The sequence below is a fragment of the Aliiglaciecola sp. M165 genome (assembly GCF_007197995.1).
Classification (GTDB): Bacteria; Pseudomonadota; Gammaproteobacteria; order Enterobacterales; family Alteromonadaceae; genus Aliiglaciecola.
On the sequence record NZ_VKKH01000003.1, the window covers coordinates 288165 to 307700 of the forward strand.

At 43.5% G+C, this 19536-nt stretch carries 17 protein-coding genes; 10 read left to right on the forward strand and 7 right to left on the reverse strand.

Going from position 1 to position 19536, the window contains the following annotated elements; all coding sequences use genetic code 11:
• Both FM019_RS06875 and FM019_RS06880 read left to right on the forward strand, forming a co-directional pair.
• Nucleotides 1-645: a glutathione S-transferase family protein gene (locus FM019_RS06875; protein ID WP_143835183.1), complete on the forward strand. Its 645-nt coding sequence runs from the start codon at nt 1-3 to the stop codon at nt 643-645.
• Nucleotides 646-833: 188 nt separating this feature from the next.
• Nucleotides 834-1478: a rhomboid family intramembrane serine protease gene (locus FM019_RS06880; RefSeq protein WP_143835184.1), complete on the forward strand. Its 645-nt coding sequence runs from the start codon at nt 834-836 to the stop codon at nt 1476-1478.
• Nucleotides 1479-1515: 37 nt separating this feature from the next.
• On the opposite strand, the gene FM019_RS06885 is transcribed toward FM019_RS06880, so the two are convergent.
• From FM019_RS06885 to FM019_RS06895, 3 genes are all read right to left on the reverse strand, one after another.
• Complete coding sequence (locus FM019_RS06885; protein WP_185969215.1) at nt 1516-2928, reverse strand: diguanylate cyclase; 1413 nt, start codon at nt 2926-2928, stop codon at nt 1516-1518.
• A 221-nt stretch (nt 2929-3149) separates the two neighbouring features.
• Nucleotides 3150-4403, reverse strand: coding sequence for a kynureninase (gene kynU / locus FM019_RS06890; RefSeq protein WP_143835186.1), 1254 nt, complete (start codon nt 4401-4403; stop codon nt 3150-3152).
• A complete protein-coding gene (locus FM019_RS06895; protein ID WP_143835187.1) occupies nt 4400-5230 on the reverse strand; it encodes a S9 family peptidase in 831 nt (276 codons plus the stop codon). The genes kynU and FM019_RS06895 overlap by 4 nt, the downstream gene beginning before the upstream one ends.
• Before the next feature lie 338 nt (nt 5231-5568).
• Between FM019_RS06895 and FM019_RS06900 the strand changes: the two genes are divergently transcribed.
• The 6 genes from FM019_RS06900 (at nt 5569) to FM019_RS06925 (ending at nt 12575) form a co-directional block, all read left to right on the forward strand.
• Nucleotides 5569-5949, forward strand: coding sequence for a MerR family transcriptional regulator (locus tag FM019_RS06900; protein ID WP_409553366.1), 381 nt, complete (start codon nt 5569-5571; stop codon nt 5947-5949).
• A gap of 5 nt (nt 5950-5954) precedes the next feature.
• On the forward strand, nt 5955-7124 hold the full coding sequence (locus FM019_RS06905) for an isovaleryl-CoA dehydrogenase (protein WP_143835189.1): 1170 nt from the start codon (nt 5955-5957) through the stop codon (nt 7122-7124).
• A gap of 75 nt (nt 7125-7199) precedes the next feature.
• Nucleotides 7200-8807 carry a carboxyl transferase domain-containing protein gene (locus tag FM019_RS06910; protein ID WP_143835190.1) on the forward strand — a complete coding sequence of 536 codons (1608 nt, stop codon included), beginning with the start codon at nt 7200-7202 and terminating at the stop codon, nt 8805-8807.
• A gap of 14 nt (nt 8808-8821) precedes the next feature.
• A complete protein-coding gene (locus FM019_RS06915; RefSeq protein ID WP_143835191.1) occupies nt 8822-9640 on the forward strand; it encodes an enoyl-CoA hydratase/isomerase family protein in 819 nt (272 codons plus the stop codon).
• Nucleotides 9640-11658: an acetyl/propionyl/methylcrotonyl-CoA carboxylase subunit alpha gene (locus FM019_RS06920; protein ID WP_143835192.1), complete on the forward strand. Its 2019-nt coding sequence runs from the start codon at nt 9640-9642 to the stop codon at nt 11656-11658. The genes FM019_RS06915 and FM019_RS06920 overlap by 1 nt, the downstream gene beginning before the upstream one ends.
• A gap of 8 nt (nt 11659-11666) precedes the next feature.
• A complete protein-coding gene (locus FM019_RS06925) occupies nt 11667-12575 on the forward strand; it encodes a hydroxymethylglutaryl-CoA lyase (RefSeq protein ID WP_143835193.1) in 909 nt (302 codons plus the stop codon).
• A gap of 211 nt (nt 12576-12786) precedes the next feature.
• On the opposite strand, the gene FM019_RS06930 is transcribed toward FM019_RS06925, so the two are convergent.
• Together FM019_RS06930 and FM019_RS06935 are read right to left on the reverse strand one after the other, a co-directional pair.
• Complete coding sequence (locus FM019_RS06930) at nt 12787-14016, reverse strand: glycine betaine ABC transporter substrate-binding protein (protein ID WP_143835194.1); 1230 nt, start codon at nt 14014-14016, stop codon at nt 12787-12789.
• A 30-nt stretch (nt 14017-14046) separates the two neighbouring features.
• Nucleotides 14047-15462: a substrate-binding periplasmic protein gene (locus FM019_RS06935; RefSeq protein WP_143835195.1), complete on the reverse strand. Its 1416-nt coding sequence runs from the start codon at nt 15460-15462 to the stop codon at nt 14047-14049.
• 235 nt (nt 15463-15697) lie between these two features.
• Here FM019_RS06935 and FM019_RS06940 point away from each other — a divergent pair, with 235 nt between their 5' ends.
• The gene (locus FM019_RS06940) at nt 15698-16291 is read left to right on the forward strand and encodes a DUF922 domain-containing Zn-dependent protease (RefSeq protein WP_143835196.1); all 594 of its coding nucleotides are present in this window, start codon (nt 15698-15700) and stop codon (nt 16289-16291) included.
• A 51-nt stretch (nt 16292-16342) separates the two neighbouring features.
• On the opposite strand, the gene FM019_RS06945 is transcribed toward FM019_RS06940, so the two are convergent.
• Nucleotides 16343-16876 (reverse strand): SRPBCC family protein, encoded by a 534-nt coding sequence (locus FM019_RS06945; protein ID WP_143835197.1) that lies wholly within the window; start codon nt 16874-16876, stop codon nt 16343-16345.
• A gap of 207 nt (nt 16877-17083) precedes the next feature.
• The gene (locus FM019_RS06950) at nt 17084-18022 is read right to left on the reverse strand and encodes a helix-turn-helix domain-containing protein (protein ID WP_143835198.1); all 939 of its coding nucleotides are present in this window, start codon (nt 18020-18022) and stop codon (nt 17084-17086) included.
• A 221-nt stretch (nt 18023-18243) separates the two neighbouring features.
• On the opposite strand from FM019_RS06950, the gene glgC reads away from it, so the two are divergent.
• Entirely contained in the window at nt 18244-19506 is a 1263-nt protein-coding gene (gene glgC / locus FM019_RS06955) for a glucose-1-phosphate adenylyltransferase (protein WP_143835199.1), read from the forward strand.
• The last annotated feature ends 30 nt before the right edge of the window (nt 19507-19536 follow it).

Sequence of the window (19536 nt, forward strand, 5' to 3'; positions counted from 1 at the left end):
ATGCAATATGAACTGATTATCGGTAACAAAAATTATTCATCATGGTCGATGCGTGCGTGGCTTCTGATGAAATTGTCTGGGCTAAGATTTCGTGAAAACACTATTGATTTATTTACTCCAGGCTCAAGAGAAAAAGTTCGAGCTTTAGGCGGTCAGACAGGTTTAGTGCCTGCATTAAAAGTGGATGATTTGGTAATTTGGGATACGTTAGCTATCGCCGAATATCTATATGAATCTCACTCTATAATATGGCCTTCTGACAAGAATGAACGAGCAATAGCCCGCAGTATATGCTGCGAAATTCATTCTGGGATAATGGCATTGCGCACTGCATTGCCAGTGAACATACGTGCTCGTAAAACCCTTGATGAAATTACCGATTCGGTCAAGGAAGATATCAACAGAATCGAACAAATTGTCGAGACTCGACTAATGCTTAGCAAGACAAGTTGGCTTTTTGGTCAATATGGCTTTGTTGACATCATGTTTGCCCCCGTTGCAACGCGGTTTCAAACGTATGGTGTGCGAACTACGAGTTTGGTGGAAAAGTATTTTGAGCGATTACTGGCATTGCCGGATATACAGCGCTGGTGCGAAATGAGCGAACTTGAATCACAAAGAATCGAGCAATTTGAAGACCTGTAGTGCAGCAATGTTGTCTGTCTTTTTTACAATTTTTTCTCTTAGTGAAACAACTGAAATGGGCAATCCAAAATCCATTACGGTCACAGCTTATAACGAGCTCATTTTTGATGTGAAATTTTGGCTAGTTACAATATAAAGTTTTAGTCAGGGAATCGGCAGAAAAGGCCTTTTTTATTCAAGGAAGATGTATGTTTATACCCTATCGAGCAGAAGTTGAAGTCCAAGTTGAACCAATTTCTAATTTTATTGTTATCAGCCTTACATTCTTATTTTTTCTTTTTGTTTATTCAGGATCCAGAGCGATTGATCCCTACGTCCTTGATGGATATAACGCGAGTTTATTTTTCCATGGGTTTATGCACGGAAATTTATCTCATATCCTCGGAAATATGTATTACTTGTTTCTGTTTGGCAATGTCATTTGTTCTCGAATTGGCAATGCTACTTATCCATTTATCTATTTTTGCTTAATTTTCATATCAGGGATAGTTCATGTAGTTTTTGATGGGGCCCCTGCCATCGGAGCAAGTGGCGCGGTGAACGGGATTATCGGCATCTATTTGTTTCTATATCCAAAAACGAAAATAAACTGTGCATGGACATTAATTTGGGCGTGGGGCAAAAAATTTAGGGTCAGTGCTTATTGGTTGATTGGCTTTTGGTTCCTAAAAGATTTGTATGGTGCCTTTGAAAGCAACGCGCCGATTGCATATGTCGCGCATTTAGGTGGTCTTTTCTCAGGCATTCTCGCTGGTTGGCTGATGTATGAGAACAATTGGGTTAAACGACAAAGTGATGAACCCAATTTGTTACAGGTTTTGGGGTTTCGCTAAATCCGTTCATCCCTGGATTTTGGTGAAATTGGGAGATTTAGCTTTCTCTGACAACCCGGTTTCGCCCCTGTTTCTTGGCTTGGTACATGGCGTTATCGGTGCGATCAAACCATTTAACAAATGACTCTTTGGGTTGGTATTGTGCCAGGCCAAAACTACAGGTTATGTGCTCGACAATATCAAAGTGGTGCCCAGCAACTACTGTCTGGATCCGTTTAGCTAATATTTCAGCTTCGTTTAATGTTGAACGTGGGCATAATATTAAAAACTCTTCCCCTCCCCATCGAGCCAATACATCAATTTCTCGAATTTGCTCAGTTACCAACTCACAAAGTGTACATATCACCTCATCACCAATACTGTGACCATGGTTGTCGTTGATCACTTTAAAGTGATCAATATCAAACAAGATCAGGCAGTTAGGCTGTTCAAAACGATTGGCCATGGCAATTTCTTGTTCACATCGCTGGACCATGTAATTTCGATTATATAATGATGTCAATGGATCACGATTGGAGAGAAATTCCAATTGACTATTCTTTTCCAATAGCTCTTCTTGCAAAGACTCTAATAGTTCATTTTTCACCATTAATGTACGATTAAACTTCACCACATAATGATTTCGCCAAGCAACAAGGCAAACTAAAACGATAAACGTGGCAGCCAGCCCAACAAATAGTCGATAATCCACTTCGTCGATCACCTTGACCTGATTCCATTGTCGAAACAACTCAACATGTTCGGCTTCTGAAATAGCATCAATGGCCTGATTTATTTCATTGAGCATATCGGCTCGTCTTTTAATCACGCCCATGCTTAACAAGTCGTGGGGTTTAGCCAGGCCCGAGATTTTAAGATCGCCCAACCCAAACTTCTGAATGTGCGATGTCACCGACAACATTGAGCCGACAAGCACATCAACCTTTCCAGCACTGAGAGCGAGCAAGCCTTTTGCCTCAGTGTCGACCAAAAGAATATTTAATTCAGGGTAGTAACGTTGTACATACTCTTCGTGCCGGTATCCACGCACTAAACCTAGTTTTCGATCGCCTATCGACGAATAGCCTGAAACATAGGCGATACTTGAGTTGGTAACAAATACGTTTTCGGCATTAAAAAAAGGCTTGGAAAAGGCTAAGTACGCATCTCTTTCTGGGGTGCGATTTAACATGGCGGCGGCTTCGCAGCTTCCGTCTTGCAATCGTTGTAAGGTTTCGTTCCAAGATTCGGTAACAACCAGTTTAAAATCTACATTGCTGTACTTTTCAATCAAGCGAACGTAATCGGCGGACAATCCTACGTGCTTGTTTGCGCGGATGGCTTCATAAGGCATCCAGTCAGGGTCAACACAATAGGTTAATACCTGCTTTATCGATTCTTTTTTGACTTGTTGAGGAACATTTGAATAGCTATTTCCAGACCAAAAGGCATGGCCAATGAAGATAGTCATGAGGAAACTAGCACGCACTGCTGTCATTATTATTATTAGTTATCGATGTTTATTTTTTAGACGGTCAGAAGTTAGTATGCTTGCTTCAAAAACGAATTACAACGGTTTATCTACGCCTTATAAAGTTGCGGGTTTAAACGTTACAGTGCCAATTATAAATGGCCCCTTTTTCTAATTACTGATTTGCAACTAGCATCACTGTTAATGACCCAACAAATCCATCAGGTGACTTTTGCTTTTTCGCGAAATCGTGCCTGATCGTATCGCCTACTGTTAACTATTTCGCCCAACCGAATTGCGGCGTTAAGTACGTCGATATGGCGAGTGTAAAGTGGTGTAAATCCAAAACGTAAAATATCAGGTGCGCGAAAATCAGCGATAACCCCCTCATCTATCAGTGCCTGGCAGATTGCGTAGGCGTCTTTGTGAGCCACTGAGATTTGACTGCCTCTTTTTGTTGGATCTTGAGGAGATGAAAGCGCTAAAGTTTCATTCAGCTCCAACTCACTTAAGCATTGAATAAAAAATTCCGTTAATTTGATGGATTTTTCACGGATAAGTCGCATTTCGATGTTATCGAAAACTGACAATGCGGCGTCTAAAACGCTCATCGACAATATAGCAGGTGTTCCAGTCAAATTCTGTGAAATCGTCGGGCTTGCTTGATAGTGCTTATCAAACGCAAAAGGTGACGCATGACCCATCCAACCATAAAGAGGCTGTTGAAAGTGACGTTGGTGGCGTTTTGCGACGTAAATAAAACCCGGCGCACCGGGTCCACCATTGAGATACTTGTAAGTGCATCCTACTGCAAAATCCACTTCGCACTCATCTAGAGCAAGTTCCACCGCGCCGGCACTGTGCGCTAGATCCCAAATTACTAAAATGCCCTGTTCGTGGGCCATTTGAGTGAGCCTTTTCATGTCGTGAATACACCCACTTCTAAAATTCACATGGGTGAGCATTAAGACAGCCACCTCACTATTTAAAGACGGTGCTATGTCGTCTTCTGCAACCAGTTTCAGTTTGCAATGTTGCTCACCGACAAGCGAAGTAAGTCCTTGAACCATATAAAGGTCGGTTGGGAAATTATCGCTTTGAGAGAGCACAAGGCTCCTATTCACTTGCATTTTTAATGCACCACTTAACACTTTAAACAAATTGACTGAAATGGAGTCGCAGCACAAAGTTTGCCCAGCTTGGGCACCAATAATCGGTGCGATTTTTTCTCCCACAACGTGCGGTAAATCAATCCAATTATGGGTATTCCAACTCGAAATCAAGTCAGTTCCCCACTGTTGGTTGATGACTTCAATGGCTCTTTGTTTACAGATCTTTGGTAGAGCACCAAGGGAATTACCATCCAGATAAATTACTCCTTCGGGCAAATCAAACAATTCTCGTTTACTAGCTAGCGGATCGACATTGTCTGCAATACAGGCGATTTGTTGTAGTGATTGATGTAATACCTTCATTCATTTCTCTTATAAATTACAGACAGCAACGCGGCATAAGCAGTACTTTGTGGGTGTAAGAAGTCAAAATGCCCAGCTCCCTCCACTACGAGGACAGATGCAGATGCCTTCTCGGATTGTTCAATTGGGACTATATTGTCTTGGCTACCGTGGATAAGAGTGACATTGTCAAACCACTTCGGCGTTGCCGCGACATACGCGTGTTTTTCCTGCACATAGCTTCCTCCCATGAATTTGTCTGTGGCCGACTGGCAACTGTTCGTGCCCTGGCTATACGAAATCACATCGGTGATCGCAGCCAGGCCAATAGCTTCTATATTCTGATATCTGCTTTTCGCCAAAGCGTCGTTTGCCAAAAGTGCTAAGTGACCACCTGCTGAGTGACCAACTATAAAGACTTTTGTCGGATCAAAACCCCATTGGGACTGATCCAGCGCAAACTTGACGCCTTTCACCGTGTCTTCAAAGGTTCCTGGCCAGCCACCACCTTCATCACCGGTTCGTCGATATTCGATACTCCAAACCATTGCTCCTGAATTAGCCAATGCTGAGGTTAGCGCAAAACTGTGTTCGATGTTAAACGCGTTCAACCAACAACCACCATGAAGAAAAATAAGCAATGGGGGCTTCTGCTCTTTTGGTTTGGGCAGCCAGAGCTTTCCAAATTGCAAAGGAGATGCACCATAGCTCAATGTTTTGTCTGCTTGTTGAAATGGAGCCTGAAGAATATCTTTATACGGTACGTTGATTTTTTCTGCGCTAATTGCAAATCCCGCTGATAACAAACCTAACACTACTGCCGCAATTCTCAATCCGTTTAGATCCATAAAATTAACCCAATAAACTAATCACAAATCAGTACCATGGTAATGCGGTTAAGGGATCATAACCAGCGTAAATCTGACGATATCTGGGTTTTGCGACTGCTAGTTTTTAGGCGGTTTTTACGTTTTTGTACATGAAACTGAACAAAAACCCTTTAGATATCGTCGATCTCATGTCGCGCAAAGTTGACGATATCAAGGAAGTGAATTAACTTAAACCAAGGTTTACGTGAACGTAAAGGTAAACCCCTTAAAAAGCATAAAAGAGAAACGGATTCAAGGCGGCCCACATGAGCGATTCGACCCAACACTCTATTACTGATGACAAGGTCAATGAAACAATGCGCACATTCAGTATCGGTGAACTGGCTAAAGAGTTTGCTGTAACGCCTCGCTCAATTCGTTTTTACGAAGAACAACAATTATTGACTCCTAAACGAGAAGGTCAGTCTCGGATCTACAGCAACAAAGACAGAGTTCGACTAAAGTTAGTGCTCCGAGGAAAACGTTTAGGGTTTTCGCTGGCTGAGACAAAAACGCTGTTTAATCTGTATGACAGCCACCAAAATTCTGCAGCACAACTTGAAACCATGTTGCAGATGACCGAACAAAAACGTGCAGTGCTCAATCAGCAACTAGAAGACATAAGAATGTTGATGAGCGAACTGGATGATGTTGAGTCTCGATGCAGAGACGAACTTAAACAATTAAACAGAGGATAACATTGATGAATGCTCCCTACCCTACACTTAATTTTGGACTTGGCGAAGACATCGATATGTTGCGTGACCACGTATACAACTTCGCCCAAGCCGAAATTGCTCCGTTGGCTGAAAAAGCAGATGAAGACAATGCCTTTCCCAATCAGCTATGGCCAAAACTTGGTGAGATGGGACTGTTAGGAGTAACGGTAGCAGAACAATACGGTGGTTCTGATATGGGCTATCTGGCTCATACCGTTGCTATGGAAGAAGTGAGCCGCGCTTCTGCGGGTATTGGTTTAAGTTATGGCGCGCATTCCAATTTATGTGTCAACCAGATACACAAAAACGGCAACGATGCTCAAAAAGAAAAATACTTGCCTAAACTGGTAAGTGGCGAACACATTGGCGCCCTTGCGATGAGCGAGCCCAACGCGGGTTCAGACGTTGTCAGCATGAAGCTGCGTGCAGACAAAAAAGGTGACAAGTACATTCTCAATGGTAATAAAATGTGGATCACCAATGGTCCTGATGCACATACTTTTGTTATCTATGCAAAAACAGACGTTAATGGCGGATCACGTGGGATTACGGCCTTTATCGTTGAAAAAGACACACCAGGGTTCACCCAAGCACAAAAGCTCGACAAATTGGGTATGCGTTCCTCAAATACTTGTGAATTGGTTTTCCAAGACTGTGAAGTGCCTGAAGAAAATATTCTCGGCCACGAAGGCGGTGGCGTTAAAGTTCTAATGAGTGGCCTTGATTATGAACGTCTTGTGTTATCGGGTGGTCCACTTGGGATTATGCAAGCCTGCATGGATGTTGTTGTGCCTTATATTCATGATCGCCAGCAGTTTGGTCAATCCATCGGCCAATTCCAATTAGTACAAGGCAAAATTGCCGATATGTACACTCAAATGAATGCTGCCAGAGCTTATGTTTATGCTGTTGCTCGCTCATGCGATCGCGGTGAAACCACACGTAAAGATGCAGCCGGTGCTATCCTATACTCTGCAGAGTTGGCGACCAAAATGGCACTTGATGCCATTCAATTGCTTGGCGGTAATGGCTACATAAATGAGTACTCAACGGGCAGATTGTTGCGCGATGCCAAATTATACGAAATCGGCGCTGGCACCTCAGAAATTCGCCGCATGTTGATCGGTCGAGAGCTGTTCAACGAAACGCTTTAATCACCAGTTCTGGACTGACATCATAATGTCATGTCAGTCCGTTAAAAATAGCTTAATTGGATCAGGAGCAAATCTGTGCCCCGAATTGCCTCAAAAATAAATACGCAATCTCAGGACTTCGCTGACAACGTAGCTCATATGCGTGAACAAGTAGCGGACCTGAAAGAAATCGTCGCTAAAATAAAACTGGGTGGCGGTGAAAAGTCAAACGAACGTCATACCTCTCGCGGCAAACTTTTACCCCGAGAGCGCATAAACGTGCTATTAGACAGTGGTTCGCCATTTTTGGAGTTGTCTCAATTGGCGGCTTGGAACGTTTACGAAGACTATGTCCCTGCGGCAGGCGTCATTGCGGGTATTGGCCGAGTCTCGGGCATTGAATGCATGATCGTTGCTAACGATGCAACTGTGAAAGGCGGTACCTATTACCCTCTGACGGTAAAAAAACATCTTCGCGCGCAAACCATTGCTCAGCAAAACAACCTGCCATGCATTTATTTAGTCGATTCCGGTGGTGCCAACCTGCCTAGACAGGACGAAGTATTCCCGGATCGTGAGCATTTTGGTCGCATCTTTTTCAATCAGGCGAATTTGTCTGCGCAAAATATTCCACAAATCGCGGTAGTAATGGGGTCTTGTACCGCAGGTGGAGCTTATGTGCCGGCGATGGCAGATGAATCCATCATCGTCAAACAACAGGGAACCATTTTTCTTGGTGGTCCCCCCTTGGTTAAAGCGGCTACCGGGGAAGTTGTCACGGCAGAAGAGCTCGGCGGTGGCGATGTGCACTGTCGAACGTCTGGAGTAGTAGATCATTTGGCTAATAATGATCATCATGCACTGACTATTGCCCGTGACGCCGTAGCGCGTCTTAACCGACCCAAAGTCACCTACATTGACAAAATCGATCCGGTAGAACCTGCCTACCCAGTTGAAGATGTTTATGGCGTGATCCCAAAAGATGCAAGACAACCTTTTGATGTTAGAGAGGTCATTGCACGCATAGTTGATGGTTCTGAGTTTGATGAATTCAAAGCGCTGTTTGGCACAACTTTGGTGTGTGGGTTCGCGCGTATCTTTGGTTATCCTGTTGGGATTGTCGCGAACAACGGGATTTTGTTTTCCGAGTCGGCACAAAAAGGTGCACACTTTATTGAGTTGTGCTCGCAACGCAAAATCCCATTAATTTTCTTACAAAATATCACCGGGTTCATGGTCGGGAAACAATATGAATCTGGCGGCATTGCAAAGCACGGAGCAAAAATGGTGACTGCCGTTGCTTGTGCTAAAGTCCCCAAATTTACCGTGCTCATAGGAGGTAGTTTTGGTGCAGGCAACTATGGCATGTGCGGTCGTGCTTACGATCCAAGATTTATGTTCATGTGGCCCAATGCGCGGATTTCAGTGATGGGCGGCGAACAAGCAGCAGGTGTACTTGCTCAGGTCAAACGGGATCAAAAAACGCGTCAAGGTGAAGATTGGAGCGAAGATCAAGAAGCGGCGTTCAAGCAACCCATAATCGATACATACGAAGAACAAGGACATCCTTACTATGCATCTGCAAGACTATGGGATGATGGCGTGATTGATCCGGCTGACACGCGATTTGTACTGGCACTTTCGATTTCCGCATCATTAAACAAACCCATTGAAGAAACACGCTTTGGCGTGTTCAGAATGTAAGGTAGTTTCCGAACATGACAGATTTAAACATTTCTCCCCAGGCCAATGAGCAAGGTGTTTTGTATCATTTAGACGACCGAGGGGTTGTCACTATTACTTTGAACAGACCGGAAAAGCACAACGCGTTTGATGATCAAATTATTGCCACGCTGACCCAAATGTTTAATCGCGCCGCACGTGATAACAAGGCGAGAGTTGTTGTTTTACAAGCGGCAGGGAAAAGCTTCTGCGCCGGTGCGGATCTCAATTGGATGAAGCGCATGGCAAGCTACTCGTATGATGAAAATGTAGCCGATGCTAATGCCTTGGCGACCATGTTGCATACGCTATACACCCTGCCTAAGCCAACCATTGCAAAAATTCAGGGCGCAGCCTTTGGTGGAGCAGTAGGACTGGTTGCCTGCTGTGACATTGCCATCTCAAGCCGACTTAGTAAGTTTTGCCTAAGCGAAGTTAAACTAGGGCTTATTCCCGCGACGATCAGTCCTTACGTCATCGATGCCATGGGCGATCGCGTTGCCAGACGCTACTTTATGACTGCCGAGGTATTCTCTGCTCGTCGAGCCCGTAGACTCGGCTTAATCAGTGAATCGGTGACCGAAGAAGAGTTAGACAGTAATGTTGAGCTTTTGGTATCACAAATATTGTCAAATGGGCCAGTTGCTGTGGCGGCTGCAAAACAATTAGTTTTCGATGTAAAAGACGAACCGCTTGAAGAAGAATTGATAGAAAAAACTAGTCTGCGTATTGCCACGACTCGAGTATCTGCAGAGGGTCAAGAAGGTTTATCTGCATTCTTGGAAAAACGCACACCGGCATGGCGAGTACAATAATGAAACAAACACGTCCAATTAAAAAACTATTGATCGCTAATCGCGGCGAAATTAGCTGCCGAATCATTAAAACTGCCCGCAAGATGGGTATCGCTACTGTCGCTGTTTATTCTGATGCCGACGCTAATGCATTACACGTTAAAATGGCAGACGAAGCCGTTAGACTTGGACCCGCACCTTCCCGTGAAAGCTATCTTAAGGGTGAGCTGATTATTGCCGCTGCTATAAAATTGGGTGTGGATGCGATTCACCCTGGTTACGGCTTTTTGTCAGAGAATGCCCAGTTCTGCAAACTTTGTGAACAACACGATATTATTTTTGTCGGTCCGCCTGTGCCAGCGATCGAGGCGATGGGATCCAAATCAGCCGCTAAACAAATCATGCAAAAGGCTGGTGTGCCCCTGGTGCCTGGATACCACGGCGAGGATCAATCAGCGGACCTACTCAAGCAACATGCTGATGATATGGGCTACCCGGTACTGCTTAAAGCAGCCGCTGGTGGTGGTGGTAAAGGAATGCGACAAGTTGCCGCTAGCAATGAGTTTTTTGCTGCGTTAGATGCGGCAAAACGTGAAGCCATGTCAAGTTTCAGCGATGACATAATGTTAGTAGAAAAGTATTTGGCTGATCCGCGTCACGTTGAAATACAGGTGTTTTGTGACAACCACGGCAACGGCGTTTATCTATTTGAACGAGATTGTTCGGTACAACGACGACATCAAAAAGTTATCGAAGAGGCGCCAGCTCCGGGAATGACTGAAGCATTACGCGCACAAATGGGCGAAGCCGCGCTCAAAGCCGCTCATGCTATCAATTATGTCGGTGCTGGAACTGTCGAGTTTTTACTGGAACCCGATGGTCAATTTTTCTTCATGGAAATGAACACTCGTTTGCAGGTTGAACACCCAGTAACAGAGATGATTACCCAACAAGACTTGGTTGAATGGCAGCTCAAAGTCGCTCAAAACGAGATACTTCCCTGCGAACAAAGTGATTTGCAAATCCACGGCCATGCATTCGAAGCTCGTGTCTATGCAGAAGATCCAAACAACGACTTTTTACCTTCAACCGGTAAATTGATTAAGCTTGTTCCGCCAACAGAATCACAACACGTGCGCGTTGACACTGGGGTGCTTCAAGGCGATGACGTATCACCCTATTACGATCCTATGATTGCCAAACTGATCGTTTGGGATGCAGACCGCGCAACAGCTTTAGCCAGATTGGCTAGTGCTCTAAGCGATTATCACGTGGATGGTGTAACCACAAATATAGACTTTTTATATAACCTGGCATCACACGAAGCCTTTCAACAAGAAAAATTAACCACACACTTTATTGAGCGCCATGAATCTTCGTTGTTTTTGAGTGACTTATCTTCAACTGAAACAATGGTTCCAATCGCCACTGCGTTTCTGATAATGCGTCGCCAAAGTGAAAACCAATCAAAAGACTTGGTTAATTCACCTTGGCAAGCAAGTAATCATTGGCGCATGAATGAATCCCATTTAGAAAAGTTAGAGTTGCTTATTCAAGGTATTTCAATATCTGTCAAAGTAGAACATTTGGGGCGTTTGGATCACACAAGGCACTCCTTAAAAATTTTTGTCGACAATAAAGAATACGTTTGCGTTTGTGAGCTGAGCAAAGATGTGATGAACATCAACCTAAATGGTCACAATCAGCAGATCAAGTGGGTTGAACGTACTGAGCATGCCACACTTTTCACTGAGCAGATGGCGGTAACCTGTGCGATTCAAGCGCCTGATCTAGGCCTTGAAGATGTCGACGATCATCACGGTGGTTTCAATGCGCCAATGAACGGCACTATCGTGGGTCTATTAGTCGACGTTGACCAACTAGTAGAAAAAGGTGACACGTTGATGGTCATGGAAGCTATGAAGATGGAACACGCTATCAAAGCGCCGAACAAAGGTAAAGTGACTGAGTTTTATTTTAGCGCAGGTGACTTAGTTGGTGGTGGCGCACAACTTTTAGCCTTTGAGCTACAAGAGTAAACATTACTATGCAAACGCTCAACTACCCTGAAAAAGTGAAAATCGTAGAAGTTGGCCCCAGAGACGGTCTACAAAACGAAAAACAACCTGTGAGTTTACAGAGCAAATTAACCTTGATTGATGAGCTCGCGTCAGCAGGATTAAACGTGATCGAAGCAGGCAGTTTTGTGTCGCCCAAATGGGTGCCACAAATGGCTGACAGTGGTGAAATATTTAGACAAATGAAGCGTCATTCTGGCGTCACATATACCGCATTAACTCCGAATTTAAAGGGCTTTGAAGCTGCGCTTGAAGCAGATGTCGATGAAGTCGCGGTGTTTGGCGCCGCGTCTGAAGCCTTTTCACAAAAGAACATCAACTGTTCAATCGATGAAAGCCTGCAGCGATTCCAACCATTAGTTGAGCTGGCGAATCAAAAAGATATCAAAGTCCGAGGTTACCTCTCTTGTGTCTTAGGGTGCCCTTATGAAGGGGAAATCGCCCCACAAAAAGTCGCTGATGTAGCACAAAAGCTATTAAAAATGGGCTGCTATGAAATATCATTGGGAGACACCATAGGTGTTGGAACCCCGGTTAAAACCCGCATGATGTTAGAACATGTATTACAAGTAGTTCCTTTAGATCAAGTCGCTGTGCATTTTCATGATACCTATGGCCAGGCTTTGGCAAATATTTTGGTTGCGCTTCAACTAGGCATTTCAACAATTGACAGTGCTGTAGCGGGTTTAGGTGGATGTCCTTATGCCAGAGGCGCGTCCGGTAATGTGGCAACCGAAGACGTGGTATACATGTTAAATGGCATGGGAATTGAGTCCGGCGTGGATCTCAACGCTCTAGCGTTGGCAGGTAGAAATATCATGCAGGCATTGGGGCGAGAATCACTGTCGAAGGTCGCCGCCGCGCTAAGTCAACAATAACTAGTGATGCGACTATGGGTGATTGGTCGCGGAGGACTCCGCCCAAGAGCACCGCGGAGTTGACGTTGAGATAGACAGTGGCGTTGACGTTGTAATTATGGGAATCACCGGAGTCGATGAGCATTCCAATCCCGCGTCATCCCGTCAGCGCTCTTGGGACGGGTTCTTTTAACCACTAGCACTGATTTTTCGTTAACACCTACCGCATAACTCAACTCACACGTTTCTTCTGTAGTGTACGATTAAATATCGCCAAAGCTTCTGCTTTAGCTCGTTGCACATCGTAATTTGCAGCAGTGATACGACTCACTGCTGCATTCAAATCTTCAGTATTCATACATCCTTGCAACAATGCGAAACCATCGCGGAGCTTAGGAAAAGCGGCAACTAGCTTACTGGACACCATTGGCAGAGCCATGTACCGAGGAAAAAAATTCTCTGTATCTTGAAGTGCAACGACCTGCCCTTTTGTAAGCTGAGGATCAGATTCATAGCCGGTAAACACCTGAGCTTCTTCTGTTTTCAATGCTGCATAACGGTCGGAACCGCAAGGCAAAACGGATTTAAAATTAATCCCATATTCAACTAGACCAAGTAAACAATCTTGGCGATTAATAAATTCCGGATCGGCACTAATGACTAGATTCTTCGCTTTAGTTTTTAGATCGCTGAGCGTTTCTATCTGATGCTCATCTCTTTGCGCTTCCGTCATTACCAGGCAGTAGTCTTCGCTGCAACCTAGTGTTGGAAACCACTCGATACCGAGGTTTTGTCCATATACATTTAATGTTTCGATTATCTCTTCATCGGACTTACACTGAGTATGATCGTCGTCAGCTGTGTGCGAAATATTAAAATATTGAATACAGGTGCCAGTAAAATCCATATAAAGATCGATCCAGCGGTACTTCAATTCCGCAAAGTTATGCATGCTGTCTCCATTTGGATAGCGGATAACACATCGAATGTCTGGCTCGACATGATTTATCGCCAAGGCGAGTAACTCGGATAAAAATAGTTGGGAGGGATCACTTTTTGTACCAATAATCAGTTCAGGATTGGGCTGTGAAAGCCTTTGGTCTGCCAAAATATCCTCACCTGCTAACATAGGCCATAAGGATTGTTCAGATGTGCTGACTTGCTGCTGCACGCGATTGATGGTGTGTTTAAAATCGGATTTTAGTTCATGTAGTTGGACATGGAATTCTTTATCTGAAACCCTCAATGTTAGTGACTGAATGAAACTAGGCATATTGATAATGACAAAAGGCATGATCAGTAGTGCAAACAATATCAGCACTTGATTTGTCGCACGCAAATGCTGATCAAGACCAAATAATTTTAGTTCGGCAAGAAAAAACAACAACACTGCAATGCAGTATGCGCCGAGAAGATAATTTGTCGGATTTTTAAACCACCTTTTATCTTTTGAAACTCTCATATTTTCTCCGTAGACAGGTCTATTGCTTTGTTATCGCAAGGTTATACTGCTAGCTTGAAAGCAATACAGTTCGCTTTTTCCAGAAAGAGGGCCATTCAGTACCTTACCTACTGCATAATTTAATTCTACTTCAGGTTGCCAAGACAAAAATTGCTGAGGCCAACGTTTGATAGAAGCTTTGGAACCAAGAGGAAATGCTTGCGGACTATCGAGTTCACACTCTTGAGATTCGACATCGAATAGCCAGCCCACAATCGTACTGTCTTGATTTAATGGCTTTAACGCGACCGCATCAGACATATCGATGGCGTTGATACTCTTAATTATTAACTCTTGATAGGCCTGTTGATTTGACTTTAATTCTCGAAGAATACGATCAAATTCATCTCTGAGTGCCAGGTTGTCAGGATTACTTTTTGAAAACATCATCTTGTGTGGGACTGCATTGGAAAATTGCCCTTGACTGATCCTTGCAGACAGCGCCGGCAACTGCCTGGATAAAACACTTTCTGCAACTTCTCTTGCTTCCAATAACACTCTGGGTTTCGACAAATATAACAACGCTATCAGTGCATCATTGAGGGACTCAAATCCACACACAGGTTGTGAAGAATTTTTATTCGAGGTAACGGCTGTTTCGTAGGCGATAATATTTAATTTTTCTGAACTGATGTTATTAGCTGTTAACTCTCCATTTGGATAAACTAAAGTAAGATAAACCTCTTGCGAAACCTCTGCATTTGAAAATCCCACAACCTCATGTTGAACACTTTGCAACGCGGGAATAAGCGACGCTATATTGAAATCACTTAATTTTTTATTCGTTTCCAATTTCGTTATCGCCGCACTCGTTATTGGCTCAGTGCTTAACAAGGCATAGGGATAATTATTAACCAGTGTTTCAATTGCATGTGCAGTATCTTTTACCGTACAGGTATTTTGAGGGATATATTGACTAATTAACGGATCGAAATCATAGCCATCCAACATCATCACCGCATGATTTTTAAGATCTTCATAGTTTGATATTTCAATCCCTAGAGGATTATGAAAGCGGTCGTAAAAGACACCAAAGGAAATATCAATCAAGCCTTCGCTAAAATAAAAAAGGGATTCGCGTCTTTCAGTCTGTATATAAGGATAAATTGCTCTGATTTGATTGTTTTTCTGCGCGGTTTCAGCGCTGGCTTGGGCGAGGCTCCATGGCATAAAGCGATACTCTACTTGATAGCCCATTTGGGTAAAAACAAAATCGACAATGGCTCCAGAAATCCCATTGTGCGGCAAAGTCTCACCGCTGTAAGGAGGCCAATTCCCCGTCGCGACTACGACTTTTTTAACTGCAGTTTCTGGCCTTGTTGAAGATACAAAAATTGTGGCTAAAAGCAGTATCATTGCCACAATAAGTCCAACCATAATCATTGGATTGGTGCGCTGCACTGACATTATCTCCTTTGTGCTTGTCCATAAATTTCTATTGAATCGTGAAAGTTTCAGATAAAAACACTTACTGCTACTGATTAAATTTTAGCCAAGTGAATGAGGATTGCCATCTAATACCAACCCTAATAGGGACCGTTGCTCCAGAAAAATCCCACATTGCGCTAAAAACACTTTCGAAACACACCAGAAAACAGTACCTTTAATCAGAGGTTAAACCTTTTTGTGGTTTTTGAGCTATATGATGAAAACTGGGATCAAATCTGTCATAACACTATGCGTGCTGAGCCTGCTCAGTTTAGCTGTTTCAGCTCAGGTTTTGGTGCGTGAAAGGTTTACTCACTATTCAATCGAGCCAGACAGCGTTGAGCAGATAAAATTAGAGCTTCGCCGAAAATCTCCAGTGAGCAAAGAGAATCAGTTGTTTCATGGTGGCACTCAGTGGAAACTGATCCCCAAATTTGGCTTGCAGCGCGTTGGAAATTTGTGCCAAATCTCCGATATCCAAGTCTCTTTGGATGGTATTTTTACGTTACCCAAAATGACCAATCGCACTACGGCATCGGAAACGATTCAACGTACCTTTGACTCCTATTACACGTCACTGTTAGAACATGAAAGAGGACATCAAGATCTTTGGTTGCAAGCAGGTCAGGAAATTGAACGCGCACTCAAAACCATGCCCCCACACTTTCAATGTGAACAGTTAAAACGCCAAGCAACGAATCGGGTGAGTGAAATAGTTGAACATTACCAGCAGCAAAATAAACTGTATGATACGTCCACGGGGCATGGAAAAACCCAAGGCGTTTACATCGGAAACCCACCAAAGTAACGCCCATTTAGATTGTTCTTTTTATGAAATCCTTGGAACACAAAACGTAATTTAAGATTGATTTTCCACAATCGTCTTGAGATTGCTTAACCCCTGTTCAAAGTCAGGGCCAATCATCGAATCCATCATTAGTGCAAAATAGTGATTGATTGGATTGCTTCCGACATCACCATAATCTCTCCATGTTACTGTCGTGACGCCTTGACTCTCAACAAGCTGTAACTCTCCAGTCGAGCCCATATCAAAGTCTGGAAAATACAGGCTATACGTCACGTTCTTATTGGGCACCAAAGCCGTGATGGTCATCTCACCACTGCCTTCCTGCTCACTTTGCCAACTTGATTTCATGCCAAGGGCAGCAGTTGTTCCAGAATATGTCACTTTCATTTGTGGATCTCGGGCAAACCAAACACCCCAATTTTTCCACTGCTTTAAATCGACAATATGTGGATAAACTTCTTCTGCCGGAGCCTCAATGACCACAGTGCGTTGTACGCTAAACTCGGATGGCAAAAAGAAGCCCACAACGATCAATACAACAAATAAAAGTACAATCCCTATGAACATATTTTTTAAAAGTGTCATGTTTATTTTCTCAATGTGTTGTTTGCGTTTAGCCAATATAACATTTTGTTAACATTTTCAAAATGTTAAAACGGTCTCTAATTATGTTCTAACCATAAGCCGCCAATCGTGATCATTCGATCGTTTTGGAAGATTTTAATTCAGCCCATGACAACTGCGTTATTGAGAGTGAATCCCATTGTTATTTTGGCGTTCAGACGTCGAAAATTATCCTTGATAAAATTGGTGTTGGTATTCGCTCGGAGAAATGCCGACAAATTTGTGAAAGTTAAAACGCAAAGTCACCGTGTTATCGAATCCGACTCTAGAGGCTAATTCATCCATTGTTAACCGATCTTTTTCTAGTAATTCTTTTGCCAATCGAATGCGCTGTTGATTCAACCACTCCTTGGGTGGCATGCCAATCGAAGCTTTAAAGTGACGATCAAAACTACGCCTGGACATATTCGCATGTCGCGCCAGGTCATCCACTTTCAATAAGGTATTAAGCTGTTCAATTGCCCAATCCAAAGTGCTTGAAAAGCGTTGGTGCTTTTGCGGAACGGGAGTTTCGACAAACTGAGCCTGCCCGCCCGTACGATGCGGTGAAATCACCAGTCGTCTGGCAACTTCATTGGCGACTTCGTGACCAAAATCCTGGCGCACGATTTCGATAGCCAAATCCAATGCTGCAGCACTGCCGGCTGAACAAGCCAAATTATCATGCTGGGTATACAACACGTTATCGACATACTCGACCAGTGGAAAACGTTGTTGAAACTGCTTAGCGTAGCGCCAGTGTGTGGTGGCTTGGCAATTGTTCAGTAAACCCAGTTGCGCAGGTAAAAACGCACCTGAACAAAAAGTTATAATTCGTTTATTTAATCCATGAAAGGCGACAATTTGCTCAGCCAAGGCAACTTTAATTTTTTTGGATTCAGTGTTCCAACCAGGGATCAACAAAATGTCATAGTGTAGAATTTCGTTAACTTCCTGCACTTTGAGTTGCAATCCATTAGGGGCATTTAACACATCGGCATCAAAACTGATGACGTCGCATTTGTACCAACTGGGCTTGTCCTTTTTGGGATAACCAAATACCTCTAAGGCACATCCTAACTCAAACATAGGCAAGTTGTCCGTCACCAAAATAGCCATATGTAGCATTTCTACGATTCCTGAAAGTCATCTTTGATTGGCTTATTATTGGTGAAATTATTGTTTTTTGCCAACTAATCTCGCTAAGTTGACCCATTCAGCGTATTTGTTGTTTTTGTTATTTGTTTTTACTCGTCCATCATGCCAAACTCAAATTACAAGGCGACTGTTTGTGTAGTCTCTCTCCTTGGCAACTTAAACATCTTTTCTGTGTATGAGGAATTGCCTGTATGGAAAGTCAAAACCCCCGCTATATTAGTAACCTAACAAAAGAGACTTATGCTCTCATCTTGGCCGGCGGGAGAGGATCAAGGCTGCATGAATTAACTAATTGGCGTGCAAAGCCTGCATTATATTTTGGAGGAAAATTCCGAATTATTGATTTTCCTCTATCAAATTGCATTAATTCCGGGATCCGTCGTGTCGGTGTGGTCACCCAATACAAATCCCACTCGCTCATTCGACACCTCGTCCGTGGCTGGGGCCATTTTAAAAAGGAACTGGGTGAATCAGTAGAAATTCTACCGGCGTCACAGCGATCTTCAGATAACTGGTATCAGGGAACTGCTGACGCGGTATTTCAAAATATTGATATTATCCGTGATGAATTACCCAAATACGTGATGATTTTGTCGGGTGATCATATATATCGTATGGACTATGGAACCCTTATCGCTAAGCACGCTGAATCTGGCGCTAAAATGACTGTGTGCTGCATGCCTGTACCAATTCACGAAGCTGCTGGTCAGTTTGGTGTCATGTCGGTCGATGAGGATATGCGCATAAAAGGGTTTGAAGAAAAACCCGAGCATCCTTCTCCCCTACCTGGTAACAATGAAAAATGTCTCGCTTCCATGGGTAATTATGTTTTTGATACTGAGTTTTTGTTTGAGCAATTGAAAAAAGATGCAGAAAAATCAGATTCTGATCGCGACTTTGGTAAGGACATCATTCCCGACATCATCAAAGATCATCCGGTATATGCCTATGCTTTTGATGAAACCGATCAAAGAGAAGTATATTGGCGTGATGTCGGCACCTTGGACTCATTCTGGATGGCCAATATGGAATTAGTTCAACCTGTCCCTGCGTTGAATTTGTATGACAAACGTTGGCCGATTTGGACCTATCAAGAGCAATTGCCGCCTGCAAAGTTTGTCTGGGAAGAAGACAACCGACGTGGTTCTGCCATAAACTCAGTGGTGTCTGGTGGTTGTATTATTTCAGGTGCGACGGTACGCAAAACTGTGTGTTTCTCGAATGTTCGAGTGCACTCCTATTCTGAGGTCGAAGATTCTGTATTACTTCCCGATGTGGAAATAAAACGTAATTGTCGAGTGCGAAGAGCGATAATAGACCGAGGTTGTATTATTCCTGAGGGCATGACTATTGGTCATAGTCGTCATGATGATGAGGCGCGAGGCTTCAGAGTTACTGATCAAGGAGTCGTGCTCGTCACACGGGAAATGTTAGGTTTACCTGTAGGTTACTAGGCATTTTTCAACGATATTATGAAGCGCCCG